This is a genomic window from Roseateles sp. (assembly GCF_965229315.1).
Taxonomy (GTDB): domain Bacteria; phylum Pseudomonadota; class Gammaproteobacteria; order Burkholderiales; family Burkholderiaceae_C; genus Pelomonas.
Genome location: NZ_CBDDJA010000001.1, coordinates 16,814 through 38,498, shown reverse-complemented (window position 1 = coordinate 38,498; position 21,685 = coordinate 16,814). Strand labels below are relative to the sequence as shown.

Annotated in this window: 6 protein-coding genes; 3 read left to right on the top strand and 3 right to left on the bottom strand. The window is 71.0% G+C overall.

Features of this window, described 5'->3' with window-relative positions; genetic code table 11:
- The first annotated feature begins 132 nt into the window (after positions 1 to 132).
- The 3 genes from ACO07H_RS00100 (at position 133) to ACO07H_RS00090 (ending at position 17,591) form a co-directional block, all read left to right on the top strand.
- A complete protein-coding gene (locus ACO07H_RS00100; protein WP_422009878.1) occupies positions 133 to 1,869 on the top strand; it encodes a ShlB/FhaC/HecB family hemolysin secretion/activation protein in 1,737 nt (578 codons plus the stop codon).
- Between the two features lie 177 nt (positions 1,870 to 2,046).
- Complete coding sequence (locus ACO07H_RS00095) at positions 2,047 to 16,191, top strand: filamentous hemagglutinin N-terminal domain-containing protein (protein ID WP_422009876.1); 14,145 nt, start codon at positions 2,047 to 2,049, stop codon at positions 16,189 to 16,191.
- Complete coding sequence (locus tag ACO07H_RS00090) at positions 16,188 to 17,591, top strand: caspase family protein (RefSeq protein WP_422009874.1); 1,404 nt, start codon at positions 16,188 to 16,190, stop codon at positions 17,589 to 17,591. The genes ACO07H_RS00095 and ACO07H_RS00090 overlap by 4 nt, the downstream gene beginning before the upstream one ends.
- An 81-nt stretch (positions 17,592 to 17,672) precedes the next feature.
- On the opposite strand, the gene ACO07H_RS00085 is transcribed toward ACO07H_RS00090, so the two are convergent.
- The 3 genes from ACO07H_RS00085 to tagF form a co-directional block, all read right to left on the bottom strand.
- Positions 17,673 to 18,941, bottom strand: a complete 1,269-nt coding sequence (locus ACO07H_RS00085; protein ID WP_422009872.1) for a hypothetical protein — start codon at positions 18,939 to 18,941, stop codon at positions 17,673 to 17,675.
- 222 nt (positions 18,942 to 19,163) lie between these two features.
- Positions 19,164 to 20,939: a type VI secretion system contractile sheath domain-containing protein gene (locus ACO07H_RS00080; RefSeq protein WP_422009870.1), complete on the bottom strand. Its 1,776-nt coding sequence runs from the start codon at positions 20,937 to 20,939 to the stop codon at positions 19,164 to 19,166.
- A 12-nt stretch (positions 20,940 to 20,951) separates the two neighbouring features.
- Positions 20,952 to 21,560 carry a type VI secretion system-associated protein TagF gene (gene tagF, locus ACO07H_RS00075; RefSeq protein ID WP_422009868.1) on the bottom strand — a complete coding sequence of 203 codons (609 nt, stop codon included), beginning with the start codon at positions 21,558 to 21,560 and terminating at the stop codon, positions 20,952 to 20,954.
- Between the last annotated feature and the right edge of the window lie 125 nt (positions 21,561 to 21,685).

Here is a 21,685-nt window from a genome sequence, read left to right as displayed (position 1 = left end):
ACTCAATCGATGCCAGCGCTACTCACACGCTGAGAACGACCGCCAGGTCGAGGGGCAGGCCAGGACTCCGGCAGAGGCTTCGTGGGGCGGCTGGCCCTTCATTGCCTCAACCCTGCCGCACGGACCCCGAACTTGCTGCTTGCTCGCCTGCTCCGTCCCTCGCTGCGCCGCGGCTGCCGCGCTGGGCTGCTGGCCGTTCTGAGTGCCGGCCTGCTGGCTGCGATGCCGGCATGGGCGGTGGGCACGCCACCGGTCGTGCCGCCCCCCAGCGAACTTGCCCGCCCGCCCGAGCCCAGCCGCAGTGTCGAACTGCCGCCGGAACGTCCGCCGGCTGCCCGCGAGCTGGGCAAGCCGGACGACGAGCTCAAGATCGACGTGCAGGCGTATGCCGTCAGCGCTGACGCCCCTGCCGCACTGCGGGAGGCGCTGCCGCGGCTGACCGCCGCCTTTGTCGGCAAGGAACGCGGCTTCGAGGATCTCGTGAACGCCGCCAACGAGGTCACCCGCTTCCTGCAGCGCGACCTCGGCTACTACCTGGGCTACGCCTACATCCCCGAACAGGTGTTCGACGGCCAGTCCGTGCGCATCGCCGTGCTGGAAGGGCGCCTGGACCGCGTCGTGCTGAACTGGAGCGAAGGCCTGCCGGTGAAGCGCGAGGTCGTCGAGGCCTACCTGCAGCGGCTGAAGCCGGGCGACGTGCTGACGGTGGACGCCGTCGAGCGCACGGTCTTCCTCATCAACGACCTGCGCGGCATCGTCACGCGCGCCGAAGTGAAGGTCGGTGCCACGCCCGGCACGGCCATCCTCGAATTCACGCCCCGCGCCGAGGCGCGCTACAGCGGCAGCGTCGACGGCGACTTCAACGGCTCCAGGGTCATCGGCGCGCAGCGGCTGGGCGCGCAGGTCATCATGGCCAGCCCGCTGGGCCGCGGCGACGGCCTGTCCGGCTCGGTGCTCAGCTCGGCCACCGGCGGGCTGATGTTCGCGCTGCTGGGCTACACCAGCCCCATCGGTGCGGACGGCTTCAAGGCCGGCGCGTCGCTGTCGGCCGTGCGCTACCAGCTCGACAAGAAAGAGTTCCCGCTGGACCTGCACGGCACCGGCACCACGATCAACGTGTTCGCCCTCTATCCCTGGGTGCGCTCGCGCAACCTGAACCTGTTCGTGCTCGGCGCGGGCGACGCCAAGAGCTACCTCGACAACGTCGCCTCGCTGGCCACGCGCAAGCGGGTCGACGACATCAACATCGGCGTCAGCGGCGACTTCCGCGACAGCCTGCTGACCGGCAGCGTCAACACCTTCGAGCTGAACCTGGCACAGGGCCGGCTCAACTTCGCCGACGGCACCCCCAGCGGCAGCGACGATGCGGCGACGTTCAGGAAGGTGAACTTCGCCGCGTCGCGCCTTCAGAACCTCATCAACGGCCGACTGCTCGCCTACCTCACCGTGCGCGGTCAGTACGCGCTGTCCAACCTGGACTCCACCGAGCAGTTCCGCGCTGGCGGCCCCAACGGCGTGCGCGCGTTCGCGCCCGGCGAGGGCACGGGTGATTCCGGCGCCGTGGCCAGCCTGGAGCTGCGCTGGCTGCCGCCGTCCAGCCTGTTCGGCAAATGGGCCAGCGAACTCGTGCTGGCCGCGTTCTACGACGGCGCCTTCATCCAGTACCGGCACGACCCCAGCCTCGTCCAGCGTGAACCGAGCTACGTCAACCACACGACGCTGGGCGGCGCCGGGCTGTCGCTGGTCTGGGCGCGCGGCAACGCCTACGCCTTGCGCATGAGCCTGGCCACGCCCGTGCAGGGCGTGGCCGTCGGCGAAGGCAAGAACCGCAAGCTGCGCCTGTACGCGCAGGGCTCCTGGAGCTTCTGAAATGAAGCTGAAGCCCCTCGTCCGGTCTCGCCTCGCTGAACGCGGGCGCGCCCAGCCGGTCCCCCGTGGGGACGCAGACGCTTGTGGCATTGAGCCCCAAGCGTCGCCAGGCGGGCCGGCTCAGGAGCGGCCCAGCGCTCGGCCCGAAAACCCGGCTGTCCGCGCAGAGGCATTGGCATGAGAGCGCGCTCCCGTTTGCGGCCCCTGGGCCTGGCCTTGTGCCTCGCGCTCGCCTATCCGGCTGCGCAAGGTTTGCCGCAGGGTGCCCAGGTGGCGCAGGGGCAGGTCAAGGTGTCCACGCCACAGGCCGGCCAGGGGCTGATCCAGCAGGCCAGCGACAAGGCCGTCATCAACTGGCAGAGCTTCTCCATCGGCGCCCACGAGTCGCTGCGCATCGAGCAGCCCGGTGTCAACTCGGTGCTGCTCAACCGCGTCGTTGGCGGCGACCCGTCGCTGATCCTGGGTCGCATGGCGTCCAACGGCCAGGTCTTCCTGCTCAACCCGCGCGGCATCGTCTTCGGCCGCGGCTCGCAGGTGAACGTGGGCGGCCTCGTCGCCTCCACGCTGGACCTGTCCGATGCCGCCTTCCTGGCCGGTGAATACCGCTTCAAGGCTGGTCCGGGCGCCGGCGGCCTGCAGGCAGACGGCAGCATCGCCGCGCCAGGCGGCACCGTCGCGCTCGTCGCCCCGCAGCTCAGCGTGGGCGGCAGCATCCAGGCGGGCCGCGTGGGCCTGGCGGCGGCCAGCGCCGTGCAGGTGGACGTCGAAGGCGACGGCCTCGTGCTGTTCAACCTGCGCAACGACGACCACCTCGACGTGGCGCTGAAGTTCAGCGGCCGCATCCAGACCGAGGGCGGCAGCACCGAGCTGCGCGCCCAGGCGCGCGCCGGCGCGGCCGGCCAGGTGCTGAACATGGACGGCGTCGTGCAGGCGCGCGGCCTGCGCCAGCAAGGCGGACGCATCGTCATCGACGGCGGCACGGCCGGCGACACCTACGTCAACGGCACGCTGGATGCCGGCGGTGAACGAGGCGGCAGCATCACCGTGCTGGGCCAGCGCGTGGCTGTGCTGGACCCCGCCGTTCTGGACGCCTCTGGCGCCCAGGGCGGTGGCAGCATCCAGGTCGGCGGCGGCTTCCACGGCGAAGGCACCGACCACAACGCCGAGCGCACCTACATCGCCGCCGGCGCCCAACTGCGCGCCGACGCGACCGAGCAGGGCGATGGCGGCAGCGTCGCCATCTGGGCCGACCTGCGCACCGACATGCTGGGCCGCATCTCGGCCCGAGGCGGGCGATTGGGTGGCCATGGCGGCATGGTCGAGACGTCGGGGCTGCAGCAGCTCAACATGCCCAGTGGCGGCGTGGACGTCAGTGCAGTGCGCGGGCGTGCCGGCCATTGGCTGCTCGATCCGGCCAACCTGACCATCTCGAATGCCTCGTCCAGCGGCTCGTCCGGCGCATCGCCCTTCGAGCCCAGCGCCGATGGCGCCGTGCTGAGCGTGACGGTCCTCAACAACGCGCTGGCCGCGGGCACCGGCGTGACCGTCAGGACCACGTCCGGCGCGGGCACCGCCGCCGAGACCGGCGACATCATCGTGGATGCGGCCATCCAGGGCACCCATGGCGGCTCGCTCACGCTCGATGCCGTGGGCAGCATCGGCTTCACCGGCGGCGGCTCCATCAGCGCCACCGGGGGGGCGCTCAATGTCAGCCTGCTGGCCGGCGCTGGCGTCAGCGCCACGTCCATCCAGACCAACGGCGGCACGCTGGGCGTCACCGCACATGGCGCCGTCACGCTGGGCAGCGTGAACAGCGGCGCGCTGACCATCGCCAGCAACGGCGGCGCCGTGACGCTGCCCACCGGCACCATCGGCGGCCTGTTGGGCGTGACCACCGGCGGTGGCGCCATCACCCAGGCCGCCGGTAGCCTCAGCACTGCGGGTGCCACCCTCGATGCGGCTGCCGGCAGCGTCACGCTGGGCAGTCTGGGCAGCAGCATCGACCTGGGCGTCACCACCACCACCGGCAGCATCGCGCAGGCCAGCGGCACCGCCCTCAGCGTCAGCGGCGCCACCAGCCTCTCGACCAGCGCCGGCACGATCACGCTGGACGCCACCGGCAACAGCCTGCAAGGCGCCGTCAGCGCCAGCGGCGGTGCGACGACGCTGACCAACGCTGGAGCCCTCGTGCTGGGCAGCACCACGGTCAGTTCGCTCACGGCCACCGCCGTCAGCGGCAGCATCACGCAGGCCGGCGGCACCAGCTTGAGCGTCAGTGGCGCCACCAGCCTCATGGCGAGCGGGGCGATCACGGTGGATGCCACCACCAACAACCTGCAAGGCGCCGTCAGCGCCAGCGGCGGTGCGACGACGCTGACCAACGCTGGAGTCCTCGTGCTGGGCAGCACCACGGTCAGTTCGCTCACGGCCACCGCCGTCAGCGGCAGCATCACGCAGGCCGGCGGCACCAGCTTGAGCGTCAGCGGCGCCAGCAGCTTCACGGCCAGCGGCGCGATCACGCTGGACGCCGCCACCAACAGCCTGCAAGGCGCGGTCGGCGTCAACGGTGGCGCGGTGACCGTGCGCAACGCCGGTGCGCTGCTCCTGGGCAACGTCACCGCCAGTTCGCTCAACGCCACGGCCGACGTCGGCAGCATCACGCAGTCGGCCGGCACCAGCCTCGGCATCAGCGGTGCGACGGGCCTGACGGCGGGTGGCGCGATCACGCTGGACGCCACCACCAACAGCCTGCAAGGCACGGTCACTGCCAGCGGCGGCGCCACGACGCTGACCAATGCCGGCGCCCTCGTGCTGGGCAACGTCACCGCCAATTCGCTCACCGCCACGGCGGGCAGCGGCAACATCACGCAGGTGGGCGGCACCGGCTTGAGCATCAGCGGCGCCACCACCCTCGCGGCGAGCAGCGGCACGATCACGCTGGACGCCACCACCAACCACCTGCAGGGGGCCGTCGGCGTCAGCGGCGGTGCGGCGAGCCTGCTCAACGCCGGCACGCTGACGCTGGGCAACAGCAGCGTCAGCTCGTTGAGCGCGACGGCCAGCAGCGGCAACTTGGCCCAGGCTGCCGGCACGAGCATCGCCGTCAGCGGCGCCACCGATCTCACGGCGAGCAGTGGCACCATCACGCTGGACGGCACGGCCAACAACCTCCAGGGCACGGTCACTGCCAGCGGCGGCGCGACGACGCTGACCAGCGCCAGCCTCCAACTGGGCGGCAGCACCGTCAGCTCGCTCACGGCCACGGCGGCCAGCGGCAGCATCACGCAGGCCACCGGCACGCACCTCAGCGTGGCCGGCACCACCGACCTGACGGCGAGCGGCGCGATCACGCTGGATGCGGCCACCAACGGCCTGCAGGGCATCGTCAGCGCCAGCGGTGGGGCCACGACGCTGACCAACGCCGGCGCACTCACGCTGGGCAACGTCACCGCCGGTTCGCTGAGCGCCACGGCGACCAGCGGCGACATCACCCAGGCGGCGAGCACCCGCCTCAGCGTCAGCGGTGCGGCGAGCTTCACGGCCAGCGGCACGATCACGCTGGACGCCGCCACCAACACCCTGCAAGGCACGGTCAACGCCAGCGGTGGCGCGACGACGCTGACCAGCGCCAGCCTGCGGCTGGGCGACGTCAACGTCAGTTCGCTGGCAGCCGCGGCGGGCAGCGGCAACGTCACGCAGGCGTCCGGCACGCAGCTCAGCGTCAGCGGCACCACCGACCTCACGGCGAGCGGCGCGATCACGCTGGACCTGACCACCAACAACCTGCAAGGTGCGGTCACCACCAGCGGCGGTGCCACGACGCTGGTCAACGCCGGCAGCCTCACGCTGGGCAACGCCACGGTCAGCTCGCTCACGGCGACGGCGTCCGCCGGCGACATCGTGCAGGCGTCGGGCACCCGCCTGGGCGTCAGCGGCGCCACCAGCCTCACGGCGAGCAGTGGCGCGATCACGCTGGACGCCGCCACCAACAACCTGCAGGGCGCCGTCGGCGTCAGCGGCGGTGCCGCGAGCCTGCTCAATGCCGGCACGCTGACGCTGGGCAACAGCAGCGTCAGCGCGCTCACGGCACGCTCGCTCAGCGGCAGCATCACCCAGGCCGGCAGCACCAGCATCGGCGTCAGCGGCACCACCGACCTGACGGCCAGCAGCGGCACGATCACGCTGAACGGCGCCGGCAACACCCTGCAGGGCACCGTGAACGCCAGCGGCGGCGCCACGACGCTGCGCAGCGCCGCGCTCACGCTGGGCGCCCTCAACGTCAGCGCGCTGACCGCCACGGCGGGCAGCGGCAACCTCGCGCAGGCGGCCGGCACCAGCGTCGCCGTCAGCGGTGCGACCAGCCTCACGGCCAGTGCCGGCACCATCACGCTGAACGAAACCGGCAACGGCCTGCAGGGCGCGGTCAGCGTCAGCGGCGGCGCCACGACACTGCGCAACGGCGGCACGCTGGTGCTGGGCAACGGCATGGTCGCCTCGCTCATGGCGACGTCCGAGAACGGCGACATCGCACAGGCCGCCAGCACCCGCCTGGCCGTCACCGGCAGCATCCGCCTCACGGCCAGCAACGGCGCGATCATGCTGGATGCCGCCGCCAACGACCTGCAAGGCACCGTCAGCGCCAGCGGTGGCGCCACGACGCTGACCAGCGCCGGCCTGCGGCTGGGCGACAGCAGCGTCAGCTCGCTGACCGCAGCCGCCAGCAGTGGCAACCTCACGCAGGCCGCCGGCACCGCCCTGGTCGTCAGCGGCACGACCAGCCTCACGGCCGGCAGCGGTGCGATCACGCTGAACGAAACCGGCAACAACCTGCAGGGCGCAGTCAGTGCCAGCGGTGGCGCCACGACGCTGCGCAGCGCTGCGCTGACGCTGGGCAACAGCAGCGTGAACTCGCTCACCGCCACAGCCACCAGCGGCAACATCGCCCAGGCCGCCAGCAGCGCCGTCACCGTGAACGGCGCGGCCACGCTGACGGCCACCAGCGGCAGCGTCACGCTGGGCAGCTTCAGCACCACCGGCGGCAGCGCCAACCTCGGCATCACCACGGGCAGCGGCATGGTCACGCTGGGCACGGGCTCGGTGGGCGGCACGCTCGGGGTCAGCACCAGCGGCAACATCACGCAGGTGGCGGGCGGCCTCACGGTCAACGGCCTGGCGACGCTGAACGCGGGCACCACCGGCGACATCAGCCTCACGGACACCCACAACCACTGGAACGGCGTCAGCATCAACGCCCGGTCGCTGGACCTGTTCTCCGCCGGCAACCTCGGCGTCCAGAGCCTGACGCTCGCGGCCAACCAGTCGCTGACGCTGTCGGCCCAGGGCAACCTCAACCTGGGCTCGACGCTGGACATCAACACCGGCACCGGCGACCTCAGCCTCACCAGCCTGGGCGGCAGCTTCACGGCCGCCGGCAAGCTCACTGGCCACGACATCGCGCTGACGGCCCAGAGCGGCCTCTCGCTGAGCGACAACGTCACCGCCAGCGGCACGCTCGCGCTCACCACTGGCAGCGGCGGCATCGCGCAGACGGGCGGCCGCATCAGCGCGGTGGGCGCCGCATCGGTCGATGCCGGCACGTCGGCCATCCAGCTGAACCGCTCGGCCAACGATTTCCAGGGTGCCGTCAGCCTGCGCGGCGGCGCCACGCAGGTCCAGAGCAGCGGCGCGCTGACGCTGGGCACGCTGCACACGGGCAACCTGACCGCCACGTCGCACGGCGACCTCGATCTCGGCGAGGGCACAGTGGCCGGCACGCTGAACGCCCAGGCCAACGGCCACCTCATCAAGCAGACGGGCGCGTTGACGCTGACCGGCGCCATCACGCTGAACGCCGGCAATGCGGCCATCACGCTCGACGACGCGCACAACGACCTGCAGGGTGCCATCACGGCCACCGGGGGCGGGGTGTCCTTGCGCAGCGCGAACGACCTCCGTCTCGTGTCGCTGACGCAGTTGCCCAACCAGGCGCTGGTGCTGGACGCCGGCGGCACGCTGTTCCTGCCGGCCGGCACACAAGACATCGACACGGGCAGCGGCGCGCTGACCCTGGCCAGCCGCGGCGGCGTCTTCAGCACCTTCGGCACGCTCAAGGGCGGCAACGTGACGCTGCGCGGCGTGTCGGTCACGCTGGCGCACAACGTCACAGCCAGTGGCGACCTCATCGTGCAAGGCACCAACGGCACGATCAACCAGACCGCCGGCGACCTCGTCGTCGCCGGGACGAGCAGCTTCGATGCCGGCAGCCAGAGCATCACGCTGAACGGCACGCACAACGATTTCCAGGATGCCGTCTCGTTGACCGGTGGCGCGACGCAGGTCTACAGCCGCAATGCCCTCAAGCTGGCGGACCTCGCCACCGGCGCGCTGCGCGCTGAAGCCGGCAACGGCACGCTGCAGCTGGGAGCCGGTACCGTCGGTGGCAACCTGGTCGCCAGATCCACCGGCGCCATCACGCAGACTGGCGCCGGCCTCGACGTGGCCGGCACCGCCAACATCAACGCCGGCACCGGTGCCATCACGCTGGCGGCGTCTGCCAACCAGTGGGGCGGGGCCGTCAGCCTCGCGGGCGCAGCGACGCAGCTCAAGAGCCTGGGCGCCGTCACGCTGGGCAGCGTCGACGTCGGTTCGCTGACCTTGGCGGCGGGCGGTGCAGTGGCCCAGGGCGCTTCCGGCATCACGGTGAATGGCGGGCTGAGCGTGGACGCGGGCCCGGCGGCCATCACGTTGAACAACGCGGGCAACCAGCTCAACGGCAACGTCACCTTGAGCGGCGGCACCACGCAGGTCCGCACCCAGGGCGCGCTGACGCTGGCCACGCTGGACACGGGCGACCTCACCGTGCAGTCGGCCGGTGCGCTCAACCTCGGCCAGGGCAGCATCGCCGGGGGCCTCACCGCCGCCAGCGGCAACGGTGCCGTCACCCAGGCCGGCGTGCTGAACGTGACCGGCAACGCCAGCATCCAGTCGGGCAGCGGCAACATCACGCTGACGCAAGGCAACAACCAGTGGGGCGGCGTGCTGAGCCTGGGCGGCGGCGTCGCGCAGGTCAACAGCAACGCCGGCCTGACGCTGGGCACGCTGGCCGTGAACTCGCTCGCCGTGGACGTGACCGGCGCGCTGAACCTCGGCCAGGGCACGATCGGCAGCGGCGGGCTGACGGCCAGCAGCCATGGCGGCGCCATCACGCAGGCCGGTGCGCTGGACGTGACCGGTGCCAGCAATCTGCAGGCAGGTGCCGGGGACATCACGCTGGCCAGCTCGGGCAACCAATGGCGCAACACGGTCAGGCTGGGGGGCGGTGTGACACGGCTCATCAGCAGCGGCGCGCTGACGCTGGGCCAGCTCGCCACCGGGAGCCTCATCGTCGCTTCGTCGGGCGCGCTCAACCTGGGCCAGGGCAGCATCGCCGGGGACCTCACCGCCAACAGCGGTGGTGGGGCCATCACGCAGGCCGGCGCGCTGCACGTGACGGGTGGCGCCACCTTCACCGCCACCGGCGCCAACATCACGTTGACGAATTCCGGCAACCAGTTCCTCGGTGCGCTGAGCCTGACCGGCAACGCCGTCGCCGTGTTCAACGACCTGAGCCTGAACTTCGGCACGCTGAGCTTCAACAGCCTGGACGCCACCAGCAACCACAGCATCGTGCTGGGCCAGGGCGCGCTCAGCGGCGCGCTGACGGCGCGCGCACTGGGCGGCACGATCACGCAGATTGCCGGCGGCCTCAGCGTGGGTGGCACGGCCACGCTGCAGGCCTCCTCGGGCATCACGCTGGCCGACGCGGCCAACCAGTTCGGCGGCGTCGTCAACATGAGCGGCGGCGACAGTGCGCTGACCAATGCCGGTGCGCTGCGGATGGGCACGCTGGCCACCGGCGCACTGACGTTGCGTGCCGGTGGCGCCCTGGACCTGGGGTCCGGCAGCGCCGGCAGCCTGAGCGCGACCAGCGGCGGCACTATCACGCAGACCGGCGCGCTGTCGGTCGGCGGTGGATCGAGCTTGAGCGCGAGCGGCAGCATCACGCTGGGCCAGTCCGGCAACACGTTCGCCGGTGCGGTGGACTTGCAGGGCGGCAACACCGTCATCAATGGCAGCGGTGCGTTGCGCTTGGGCACCCTCGGCGTCGGCGATCTGACGGTCAAGTCCTCCGGCGCGCTGCAGTTGGGCCGGGGTTCCGTCAGCGGCGCGCTCGATGCCAGCAGCGGCGGCCAACTGACACAGGCGTCCGGTGGCCTGTCGGTCGGCGGCGCATCGCAGCTCCAGGCGGGCAGCGCGAACATCGTGCTCAACGAGGCGGCCAACGGGTTCGTCGGCGCGGTCACGCTGCAGGGCGGCGACGTGAGCCTCGTCAACCAGCGTGCGCTGCGCATGGGCAGCTACACGGCCCATGACCTCCAGCTGGCGGCCGGCGGCGACATCGACCTGGGTGGCGGCACGGTGAACGGCGAACTCACGGCCACCACCCGCGGCACCGCGATCAGCCAGTCCGCGACGCTGATCGTCAAGGGCGCCGCCAACTTCATCGCCGACGGCAGCCAGATCAACCTGGTGCTGGACGACCCTGGCAACCAGTTGCTGGGCGCGATCAACATGCGCGGCATCAACGGCGGCAGCTTCATCGGCGTCAACCTCAGCAGCGCGCTGGACCTGACCTTCAGCGGCGACGTGCAAACGCTGGTGCTCAACAGCGGCGGCACGCTGACCCTGGGCGGCGGCCAGAGCACGACACTGACGGCCGGCGCGAAGAACGGCATCGTCGGCACCGGCCCGTTGGTGGTGAGCGGGCTGACGACGCTGATCGCCAACGGCCCGGCCATGCCGGTCGACCTCGCCACCGCCGGTGCGGGCAACGACTTCAACGCGGTCCTGCTGAAGGCGCAGAACGGCGGCAGCTTCGGCCGCGTGCAGCTGCGCGATGGCGATGCCAGCCGGCATGACGGGCTGAAGGTCACTGGCGACGCCAGCAATCTGCAGGTCACGTCCGCTGGCGCTCTGGACTTCGGCGGCGGCAGTTACGCCAGCCTGCTGGCCGACGCCAGCGCGACCGGCGCGAACATCACGCAGAGCGGCGCGCTGGACGTCGCCGGTCTTGTCAACCTGCAGGCGGGCTCCGGCGCCATCACGCTGGCGGATGCGGGCAACCATTGGCGCTCCGCCGTGCAACTCACTGGTGGTACCACGCGGATCACCGGCCAGGGTGCGCTGACGCTGGGCATGCTCAACACGGGCAGCCTTGCCGCGATATCGACTGGCGCCCTCAACCTCGGCCAGGGCCGTGTGGGCGGCGACCTGGCCGCCACCAGCAACGGCAACGCCATCACCCAGGCCGGCGCGCTTCTGGTGACGGGCAGCGCCACGCTCAATGCGGGCGGCGCCAACATCACGTTGATGAACGCGGGCAACCAGTTCATCGGCGCGTTGAGCGTGGTCGGCAATGAGGTGTCAGTCTTCAACCAGGCAAGCCTCAGTTTCGGCAGCATCAACGCCAACAGCCTGGAGGCGACCAGCAACGGCAGCATCGTGCTCGGCAGCGGCAGTGTGGGCGGCGCACTGACGGCGCACGCGTTGGGTGGCTCGATCACCCAGGCCGGTGACGGCATTGGCGTAGCCGGCACGGCAATGCTGCAAGCCCAGTCAGCCATCACGCTGACCGCCTCTGGCAACAACCTGCAAGGCCTGGTGAACCTGAGCGGCAGCGACACCGCGTTGAACAACGCGGGCGACCTGCGGCTCGGCGCGCTGACCGTTGGCGGCCTGTCGTTGAACGTGGGTGGTACGCTGAACCTCGGCGCAGGCAATGTGGGCGCAGGGCTGAGCGCAAAGAGCGTCGGCGCCATCACGCAGAGCGGTGCGCTCGCCATCACCGGCGCGACGAGCCTTGACGCCGGAAACGCCCCCATCACCCTGGACCGGGCGGGCAATACCTTCGGCGGCACGGTTGATCTGCACGGCGGCCAGACGGTGATCAACAACGCCGGCGCACTCACACTGGGGAGTCTCCAGGTCGGTGGCTTGACGGTGGCATCGACAGGGCGCCTGCAGCTCGGCTCCGGGGTTGTCGGCGGAGACCTCACCGCGCACAGCGGTGGCGCCATCACCCAGGCCCTTGGCGGCCTGAGCGTCTATGGCGCGACCGCACTGAACGCAGGCGGCGCCAGCATCCAGCTCAACGAAACCGCCAATGGGTTCGCTGGCTCGGTGAGCCTGCAGGGCGGAGATGTGAGCCTGTTCAACAGCGGCGCGCTGCAACTGGGCAGCTTCACGACGCGTGACCTCAGGCTCAACGCCGACGGCGACATCAACCTCGGGATGGGCACCGCCAGTGGCGACCTGACCGCCACCACGCGCGGCACCGGAATCGGCCAGACGGGCGCGCTCACAGTAACGGGCGCGGCCACCTTCATTGCCGATGGCAGTCAGGTGACGCTGGCGCTGAACAACCCCGGCAACCAGTGGTTGGGCTCGTTCAACGTGTTGGGCATCAACGGCGGCGGCTTTGCCAACGCCAGCGTCAGCAGTTCAGGGAGCCTGACCTTCAGCGGCGACGTGCAAACGCTGGTGCTCAACAGCGGCGGCACGCTGACCCTGGGCGGCGGCCAGAGCACGACGCTGACGGCCGGCGCGAAGAACGGCATCGTCGGCACCGGCCCGCTGGTGGTGAGCGGGCTGACGACGCTGATCGCCAACGGCCCGGCCATGCCGGTCGACCTCGCCACCACGGGTGCGGGCAACGACTTCAACGCGGTCCTGCTGAAGGCGCAGAACGGCGGCAGCTTCGGCCGGGTGCAGCTGCGCGATGGCGATGCCGTGCGTCGCGACGGGTTGCAGGTCACCGGCGATGCGGGCGGCCTCGAAGTCACGTCGGCCGGCGCGCTGGATCTCGGCGGCGGCAGCTACGGCAACCTGCTGGCCGACACCAGCGCGACGGGCGCTGCCATCACGCAGAGCGGCGCATTGGCCGTCGGCGCGCTCACGACGCTGAAGGCGGGAGCCGGCGTCCTGACGCTCGCTCGCGCTGACAACAGCCTGCCCAGCATCACCGTCGGCAGCGCCGACATCGCCACGCTCGTCAGTGCGGGGAACTACACCATCAACGCCAGCCAGGTGGCGACGCGCCTGGACCTCGGCGGCGCTGGCGCGATCAACCTCGCCGGGCCGCTGTCCGGCACCGGCGAGCTGGTCATGAACGGCACTGGCAGCCTGACCATCGGCTCTTCGCAGGGCTACAGCGGCGGCACGCGCATCGAGTCCGGCCGCGTCGTGCTGCAGGGACCGGCGGCCAGCGCCGGCAGCGGCGATGTGCAGCTCGGCGCGAACGGCGAGCTGGACCTGCGCGATGGTGCGGCCCTCAGTGCGGCGCTCGTGGGGCAGGGCGGCAATGTGCTCAACACGTCAGGCACCGGCACGCTGGCCGGCGCGGTGACGCTGCAGGCGCTGACGACCTTCCTTCCGGCCGCCGGGGCCGTTGGGCTGACGATCTCCGGTGCCATCGGCGGCACTGAGGGTGTGCGCCTGGGCAGTGCGGGTTCGCTGACGCTGACCGGCAGCAACAGCTACAGCGGCGTGACCGACATCGTGGCCGGCACGCTGCGCGCGAACGGCGCGGGCTCGCTGTCGGCGGCGAGCGCCGTGCGGCTGCATGCCGGCGCCGTGCTGGCCTTGGGCCACGACCAGACGGCCGGCTCGCTGAGCGGTGACGGCCGGTTGGCGCTGGACCGCTACACGCTCGGCGTCGGTGCGGATGGCGCGGACACGGCGTTCAGCGGCAGCGTCGACGGCACGGGCGGGCTGACCAAGCTCGGCGCCGGCGCATTCACGCTGGCCGGCAGCGGCGCCCACACCGGCGCCACGCAGGTCGTGGCGGGCAACCTCATCCTCGCCAGCGGCGCGGCGCTGAACGCGACCACGGCGGTGGCCGTGGCGAGCGGCGCGACGCTGACGGTGCAGCAGAGCGCCAGCCTCGGGTCCCTGGCGGGCTCAGGCACGGTGAACCTGCTGGCACCACAGCTCAGCGTCGGCAGCAATGGCGGCAGCACGCGCTTCGACGGCGCCATCGTCGGCAGTGGCGGCCTGGCCAAGCTGGGCAGCGGCACTTTCACGCTGGCCGGCCTCCACACGCTGGCGGGCAACGTGCAGGTGGATGCAGGCACGCTGCAACTGCTGGGCGCGGGCGTGCTGCCGGCCACGGTGGGCATCGGCGTGGCGGGCGGCGCTGCGCTGGAGCTGCTGTCCGACCAGGGCCTGGGCGCGCTGTCCGGCAGCGGCCGGGTGCTGCTCAATCCCTACACGCTGACGCTGGGTGCCAGCGGGCTGGACAGCCGTTTCGACGGCGTCATCAGCGGCAGCGGCAATCTCATCAAGGCCGGCACGGGCAGCGTGACGCTGGGCGGGCGCAACCTCTACACCGGCCGCACGCAGGTCAGCGGCGGCACGCTGGCGCTCGCCACTGCGCAGGCGCTGGCCGGCGCCACGGCGCTGTCCATCGACGCCGGCGCGCGTGTGCGGGCCGATGCCGACCAGGCCGTCGCCTCGCTGAACGGCGCGGGCAGCCTGGCGCTCAATGGCGGCAACCTGGCGGCCGGCGCCGATGGCCGCGACAGCCGCTTCGACGGCGCCGTCAGCGGCAGCGGCGGCCTCGTCAAGCAGGGCGCCGGCACGCTGACGCTGACGGCCGCCGCCAGCAACAGCGGCGCGACCGCCATCGAGGCCGGCACCGTGCGGCTGACCGGCAGCGGCAGCCTGGGTTCGGGCGAGATCCGCAACCAGGGCGTGCTGAGCCTGGAGCGCAGCGACGCCTTCACGCTGGACCAGGCCATCAGTGGCCGCGGCAGCCTCGTCATCACGCAAGGGCAGGTGACGTTGTCCAACGGCGGCAACAGCTACAGCGGTGCCACGCAGGTGCTGGGTGGCAGCCTCATCACGACGGCGGCCGAGCGGCTGCCGGATGCGAGCGCCCTGCAGGTGGCCGCAGGCGCGCAACTGCAGCTCGGCGGCAGCGAAACCCTCGCGTCGCTGCAGGCCGCCGGCAGCGTGCGCCTCGCAGGCAACCTGACGACGCGCGCCGAGCAGGTCTACACCGGCAGCCTGACGCTGGCGAACCCGGCCGGCATCACACTGAGCGGCACGCTGATCGACGCCAGCCGCAGCACCAACCAGTTCAGCGGCACGCCGCTGGGCCTGAGCGGCGGGCAGGCGCTGGTGACGGTCAAGGAGAACCTGCAGCTCGGCGACGTGACGCTGTCCAGCGGGGGCAGCATCTCGGCCGACCGCCTGGCGCTGAACGGCAAGATGCAGCTTGGTGGCGGCAGCCTGAACCTGACCGCCACCGCTGCGCCCGATGACGCCAAGGCCAAGCCGCAAGGCACGGCCCAGGTCCCGGTGGCCGGCGTGGCATTGGCCGTGGCCGAGGCCACCGTGCAGCAGAGCAGCGCGGGTGCGATCACGCTGGCCCAAGGCGCCAGGCTGAGCGTGCAGGCCAGCGGCGGCGGCTCGGTGGTGATGGCGCAGGACGCCAACAGCTTCAAGGGCCAGCTCTCGGTGCTCAGCGGCGCCGGCTATGGCACGGCCTGGGTGCCCAACGTGAAGGGCAGCCAGGGCGTGCAGTCGCTGGTGCATGTGTCCGGGCAGCAGGTGATGGTGGGCGGCAGCGGCATCGAGGCCGACATGGTCTACATCCGCGCCGACCAGCTCGCCACCGTTGGCGATGCCAAGCTCGTGGCCCGGCTGCCGTTCGACGAGTTCCTGCTCGGCAAGTCGCTGTCCGCGCCCGGCATGACGCTGGAGCTGGCGGCTGGGGCCTTCGGCATTGCTGGGGCGTTCGGTGCCATCGCCGGCCAGCCCATCAACGTCGAGGTCGGCTCCACCGAGACCGGCGCGCGCACCGCCGGCCCCAACGCCGGCTACCTGACCGTGCTGCCCAAGGCCGGCGCCCAGGGCTCGTCCGTCATCGTGCTGGCCGGCCCCAAGGTGGGCAGCCAGGTGCAGGGCGGCGCGCCCTATCGCTTCTTCCACGACGGTGCCAGCCAGGCAGCCGAGATCCCGGTGGTCTACAACGGGGTATTGCCATTGACGCCGGCAGCGTCCGGCGCGCTGTCTTCCATCAACGGCGATGCCGAGGACGCGCGCCGTGCACGCTTCCAGGACACCGTGCGGACGGAGAATGTCACCGTGCGCCTGCGCTCCGGCGTCATTGCCGAGGTCGGCCCCGGCCGGCCATCCACCCAGGGCAGCGAAGGCGCGCGTCCGCCCGTCTCCTGCACGCCCGCGACCCAACCTGTGCTGAGCTGCCAGCCTGCGCCATGAGCTGTACCGATGCCAACTCTCCCGTGCCCCAGCTGGGGCGCCGCGTGCTGTGCACGTCCTTGCTGGGCGGCCTGGCCGCGCCGCTGCTGCCGGCGGCTGCCCGCGCGGCCGCGCCGGGCTACGGCAATGCCGCGAAGTCGCCGAGCAGCGAGATCCGCCTCGCGCTGCTGCTGGGCAACCGCAACTACCCGACGCCGTTCGACCTGCCGCCCATCCCCAAGAACCTGCGCGACCTGGAGGGGGCGCTGGAGCAGCGCGGCTTCAAGGTCACGTCGGCGCTGGACCTGGATCTGCCGGCCTCGCGCCGCGCGCTGGAGAACTTCATCACCGAGGCCGCCGCCAGCCCGCCGGACGCGACGATCTTCTTTTACTTCACCGGCCACGGCGTGCAGGTGGACGCGTCCAACCTGCTGCTGCCCGCAGGGCTGAACCCGTCGTCCAAGGGCGAGGCGCTGCAGGTCGGCAGCGTGCAACTGCTCAGCGACGTGGTGCGCCGCCTGCCGCCGCGGCGCGACGGCATGCTGATCGCCGTGGTGGACGCCTGCCGCACCGGCCTGCGCGCGGGTGAAGTGGCGGGGCTGAACCAGGTCGAGGCGCCGCCGGGTTGCCTGATCAGCTTCTCCACCGGCGCCGGCAAGCCCGCCATCGCGCCCGCGGTGGAGACGCAGAACACGTTCTACACCGGCTCGCTGGTCAAGCTGCTGGGCAGCGTGTCGGGCGAGACCACCTTCCCCGAACTGATGCAACTCGTGCGCACCGACGTGCGCGAGACCATGCTCAACCACCCGGTCGCCGCGGTCCGGCAACTGGCCCAGGACCCGTTCATCGCCGACCACACCCGCGTGCGACTGACCGTCGAGCCGCGGCGTGTGGGCGCACCCGCGACGCCGGAGATCAGCGACGCCGACGAGGAAACGCTGCTGAAGACGCTGGAGCAGATCGCCTGGCCGGCCGAGGTGGCACAGGCGGCGGAAATGTTCCTGAAGGCGCGACCGGACAGCCGCTTCGCGCCCGGCGTGCAGGTGGCGCGTGATGGCGCGCGGGTGGCCGTCAAGGCACTGCAGCGCAACGACGTGCGGCTGTACAAATCGGCCTTCTCGCTGAGCGACACCCTGCCCACCGATCACCGCCAGGACCTGCTGCGCTGCGGCCGTGGCGACAAGGATGCGGCGGCGCGCATGGCGGAACGCTTTCGCGCGTTCAACGGCTCGTCGGCGACGCAGTCGCGCTACGAAGGCTGGATGCAGTTCGCGGTCGCTCTGGGCAACGGCATCGCGAGCTACGAGCTGGCCGTGCACTTCCGCAACACCGGCCAGCCGCTGCTGGCCTCGCAGTTCGAGTCGCGTGCCCGCGACCTGGGCTACACCCCGCCGCCGGACCTGGACAACGTGCGCAAGTAGCCAGGCCGCGCAATGCAAAGAACCCGCCGATGGCGGGTTCTTCGATCAGGCTGCCGCGAGCCCCGTGAGCCCGCACGGCCGTCACATCTTGGCGAACTTCATGAACCCCTTCATGAATTCGACCGTGCCCTTGCCGATGGTGATCAGCGTCTCCATTTCCTTGGAGGCCATCACACTTTCGATCTTGCTCACCACGGTGCCGAGCTTGCTGGCGGTCAGCTTCTCTTCTTCCGCCATCACCTTGATGGCTTCATCGCAGATTTCGTTGTAGCGCTTCAGGTAGCGGCGGGCATTCTCGCGGGCACCGCGCAATGCAAAAATCTCTTTGACGCCTGCGGCCTGCTGCTTCTTGATGTCGGCGATCTGCTTCTCGTCGGTCGCCTTCTTGAGCAGTTCGTCCAACTCGTCGAGCTTGCTCTCGAGCTTGAGTTCCGCCTGGCCGCTCTTCTCGATGTCGATGAGCATCTTGCCGGTCCACATGGCGAGCGCCTTCAGGCCATCGTTGACGTCCTTCTGCTTGCCCTTCACGTTGCCCAGCAGCAGCTTGAGCTTCTCCTTCGGACCGAGCTTGGTGCCGTCGCTCTTCTTGTCCATCTTGGCCTCTTCATAGACCAGCGCATCCTTCAGCACGATGAGCTTGTCGCGCACGTTCTTGGCCGCCTTCTTGTGGTCCGGCCAGGTCTTGTCCACGACGCCGTAGATCTGGCCGACGGCACTGGCGATGGTGGCGATGCCGCCCGCTGCCAGGCCCAGGCCGGCAATGATGCCGACGCCGGACGGCGCGGCCAAGGCGGCCAGGATGGCACCGGCGATGGTCAGCGCCGCAGCGGCCACGATGACGATGGACAGGCCGACGATCTTCAGCACCGCCTTGACCTTGGCCTTGGTGATCGCCGTCTTGAACTTCTTGTCGATGCTGGCGCCCACCTTGGCCCACAACTCGAGCATGTACTTCTGGCACACACCCTCGAAGGTCGAGAGCGCGTTCTTGATCATCACGTTCGCGCCCTTGGCCTCTTCGCTGAGCCACTGCATCAGCTTGTTCGAAGCCAGGGTCTTGTCGCCCTTGGCCGCCTTCAGGAACTCGGGGCCTTTCTTCTTGGCCGTTTCCAGTAGCGCCTTCTCGGTCAGCTTCAGGATGTCCTTGTATTCCTTCTCCTTGTCCTTCTTCCACGCGGCCATCTTGGCCGACCAGGCCGCATTGACCAGCTTCTGGACCTCCTTGCCCTCGGGCGTGGCGGTCTCGACGTCGGGGATGTCCAGCGAGTAGTCCAGCTTCAGCGGGTCCGCCTGGAAGAGCTTGCCGCCGTAGGCCGAGATGTTGAAGGTGTCGTCGAAGGTGAGTTTCATCGCTGTGCTCTTGGGTTGGGTTGCAGCGGGTCGGCATGCGATCACGCGGCGCATGCCCTGATCGCGTCGTTCCTTGGTGGCAAACGCGCCACGCTGGTTCCAGCGCAGCATCGCTTCAGGGCCGTTCGCGAAGCCGCTGCTTCAACAGACGACATGACAGGGCGACGTGCGCCATCGCAGCGCCCGGATCGCCGGGTGATTGGCGCGCAGGACGGGCCCGCGTCAGCCCAGCGACTTCAGTAGCGCCGCCAGTTCCGGATCCATGTCGTCATCCGAGGACGACGACGCGCTGTCGTCGGACGGCGTGTCGCCGCTGCTGTCGTCGTCGCCCCCCAGGCCGGCGAGCAGCGCGTCCAGGTCGGTGTCGTCGCTGGACCCCGACGACGAGTCGTCGCTGCTGCTGAAGTCCAGCTCGTCCGAACTGGACGATGCCCCGGCGTTGTCGCTGCCGGATTCGTCGGCCTCCGCCGACTTGCCGCGCTTGGCCGGCTGGGCCGCATCCTCGGCCAGCTTGGCGCGCACGCTCATCTCGATGCCCGCGCGCGCGCCGGCCTTGGACGCCGCGCCCGCCGCGGCGATGCTGCCCAGCCCCGACAGCCGCACGCTGGGCTCGCCCTTGTGCGCCACCAACGCACCGATGCCCCAGCCGCCCAGCGCCGACACCGCGGCCGTCGAGATGAAGCGCTCGGTGCTGGGCAGCGCCGTGCTGTCGCCGTCGGCATCGACGAAGTGGTGGAACGGCAGGTCGTTCACCGTGGGCGTGCCGCCCTGGCCGGCCAGCACCGTCAGCGCCAGCAGCGCCGGGTGGCCCCACAGCATGCCGGCCAGGCCGTCGGCCGCCGTGAACTCCTCGAAGGCGAACGACGAGATCGGGTCGCTCTTCTTGCCGTAGGGATGGCGCAGCATGAAGCGCGGGCCGAGCAGGCTCAGGCGCTTGGCCGCGGGCAGCGCCTTCAGCGCGTCGAAGGCGTCGGCCACCAGCGGGTGCGGCGGCTTCTTCGGGTTGGCCAGGTCGTCCACGGCCATCGCGGTGAAGAACGTGGCGCCCGCCGCGTCGGCGATCCTGGCCATGCGGCCCAGCAGCTCGGTGTGCGGCGGCGTGGCCTCGAACTCGTAGAGGCCGGCGATGTAGGTGTAGCCGCCGTCCTTGGACTGGCTGGGCTGCTCGACGAGCAGGCGGTACAGGCCGCTGTCCGTCAGGTCGTCCGCGGCGCTCAGGTCGGCAGCAAACTCCTCGGCGCTGATGTCGATCAGGTGCACCTGCAGCATCGGCCCGGTCTCCAGGCGGCGCAGCAGGAAGTCCACGCCGCGCCACAGCGACTCGGTGGTCTGGAAGTCGGGCTGGTGCAGCACGGCGCGCATGCCGTCGGCGATGGAACTGTCCAGCGTCTTCAGCAGCGCGACCTTCTCGGGCTTGGCCGAGGGCACGACGAAGGGGCCGATGACGTCGCGCAGCAGCGCGTCGATGCCACCGTCGCTGGCCGGCACGCTGGTGCGGCCGGTCAGGCGCGCGAAGTCGTCCAGCTTGGCGCCGGCTGCGGGTGCCGAACCCCGGGCGCGCACGCCGCGGCCGGCGCGCGAGGCTTTCTTCTTCACGCCGGCCAGCTTGGCGACCTCGGCCGCGGCCTTGTCGAAGGTGGCGGTGTTGTTCAGCCGCTTGCGCAGGTCGTTGAGCTTGCGGAACAGGTCCAGCTCGCGGAACAGCGTGTCGGGGTGCAAGGACTCCAGGTCGGTGATGGGCACCTTCACGCCGCCGCGCTTGCTGCCGATGGGCAGTGTCAGCGTCAGGTCCTGCTGGCCCAGCCAGTCCTCCAGGGAATCGAACTCGACGGACTTCGGCTTGTGGCGCGCCAGGTCGTCGCCGGTGTCCAGCCGGCCGGCCGCGGCGCCGGCGCCGAAGTCGCCGAGCAGCGCGATGCGCACCGGGCGCTTGGCCGCCCAGGTGGGGGCCGTGGCGTCGAGTTCGCCGTAGTTGGGGGTCCAGTCGCTGTGGGCCATGGTGCGAAATCCTCAGTTCGGTCGAAAGAGCGCGGCGAATGCAGCGCCCTGGGGCAGGGCCGGCTGCACGCTGGGGCCGCTGCCGGCATGCAGCCACAGGCTGCAGCCCTGCAGGCCGTCCCAGGCGGCCTGGCTGATGAGCGTGGTCAGGGCCGCGGGGACGGCCGTGGCCGGCGGCTGCGCGGCGGGGGGCTGGATGCCGGCGAGCGCCGCGTCCAGCGCCTCGGCGCTCCAGTCATCCTGCAGGGCCTGGACGGCGATCTCCTCGATCTGGCCGGCCCACTGCCACAGCGCCGCGACGTGCACGCCGTCGGCCGGCCGGGGCAGCGGGGCGCTGACGACGACGAGCGGGAAGTAGCGGCCCACGCGGTCCACCGACGGCACCAGCACGCCCACGCGCAGCCCGTCCCCCGAGCCATCGGGCAAGGACCCCGGCAGCAGCGCGAAGCGCCAGGCGGGACTGGCGAGGTAGTCGTCCAGCCAGGTGTCGGGCGCGGCCTCGCGCAACTGGTGCAGGCCGGCGGCGAGCCAGCCATCCCATTGCGCGATCCACTCCGGTGCCAGGCGGCGAGACGCGAAGTCGCCGAGAGCCGGCAGCTTGCCGTACCACCCCGCAATCATGTGAGCCCCTCGCCCGGTGGGTACGCCGGTCGGTCTTGCAGACCGCGCAGCGGACAGAGCCGCTGCCCTTCGGCAGGCACGACAAGTCCACAGGACTTGCCGTGTCCGGCCTCAGCCCCCGAGGG

Excerpts from the sequence above, each read along its gene's own strand:
- ACO07H_RS00095 (WP_422009876.1), top strand. The coding sequence starts at position 2,047 with ATGAGAGCGCGCTCCCGTTTGCGGCCCCTGGGCCTGGCCTTGTGCCTC.
- ACO07H_RS00090 (WP_422009874.1), top strand. The coding sequence starts at position 16,188 with ATGAGCTGTACCGATGCCAACTCTCCCGTGCCCCAGCTGGGGCGCCGC.
- ACO07H_RS00085 (WP_422009872.1), bottom strand. The coding sequence starts at position 18,941 with ATGAAACTCACCTTCGACGACACCTTCAACATCTCGGCCTACGGCGGC.
- ACO07H_RS00080 (WP_422009870.1), bottom strand. The coding sequence starts at position 20,939 with ATGGCCCACAGCGACTGGACCCCCAACTACGGCGAACTCGACGCCACG.
- tagF (WP_422009868.1), bottom strand. The coding sequence starts at position 21,560 with ATGATTGCGGGGTGGTACGGCAAGCTGCCGGCTCTCGGCGACTTCGCG.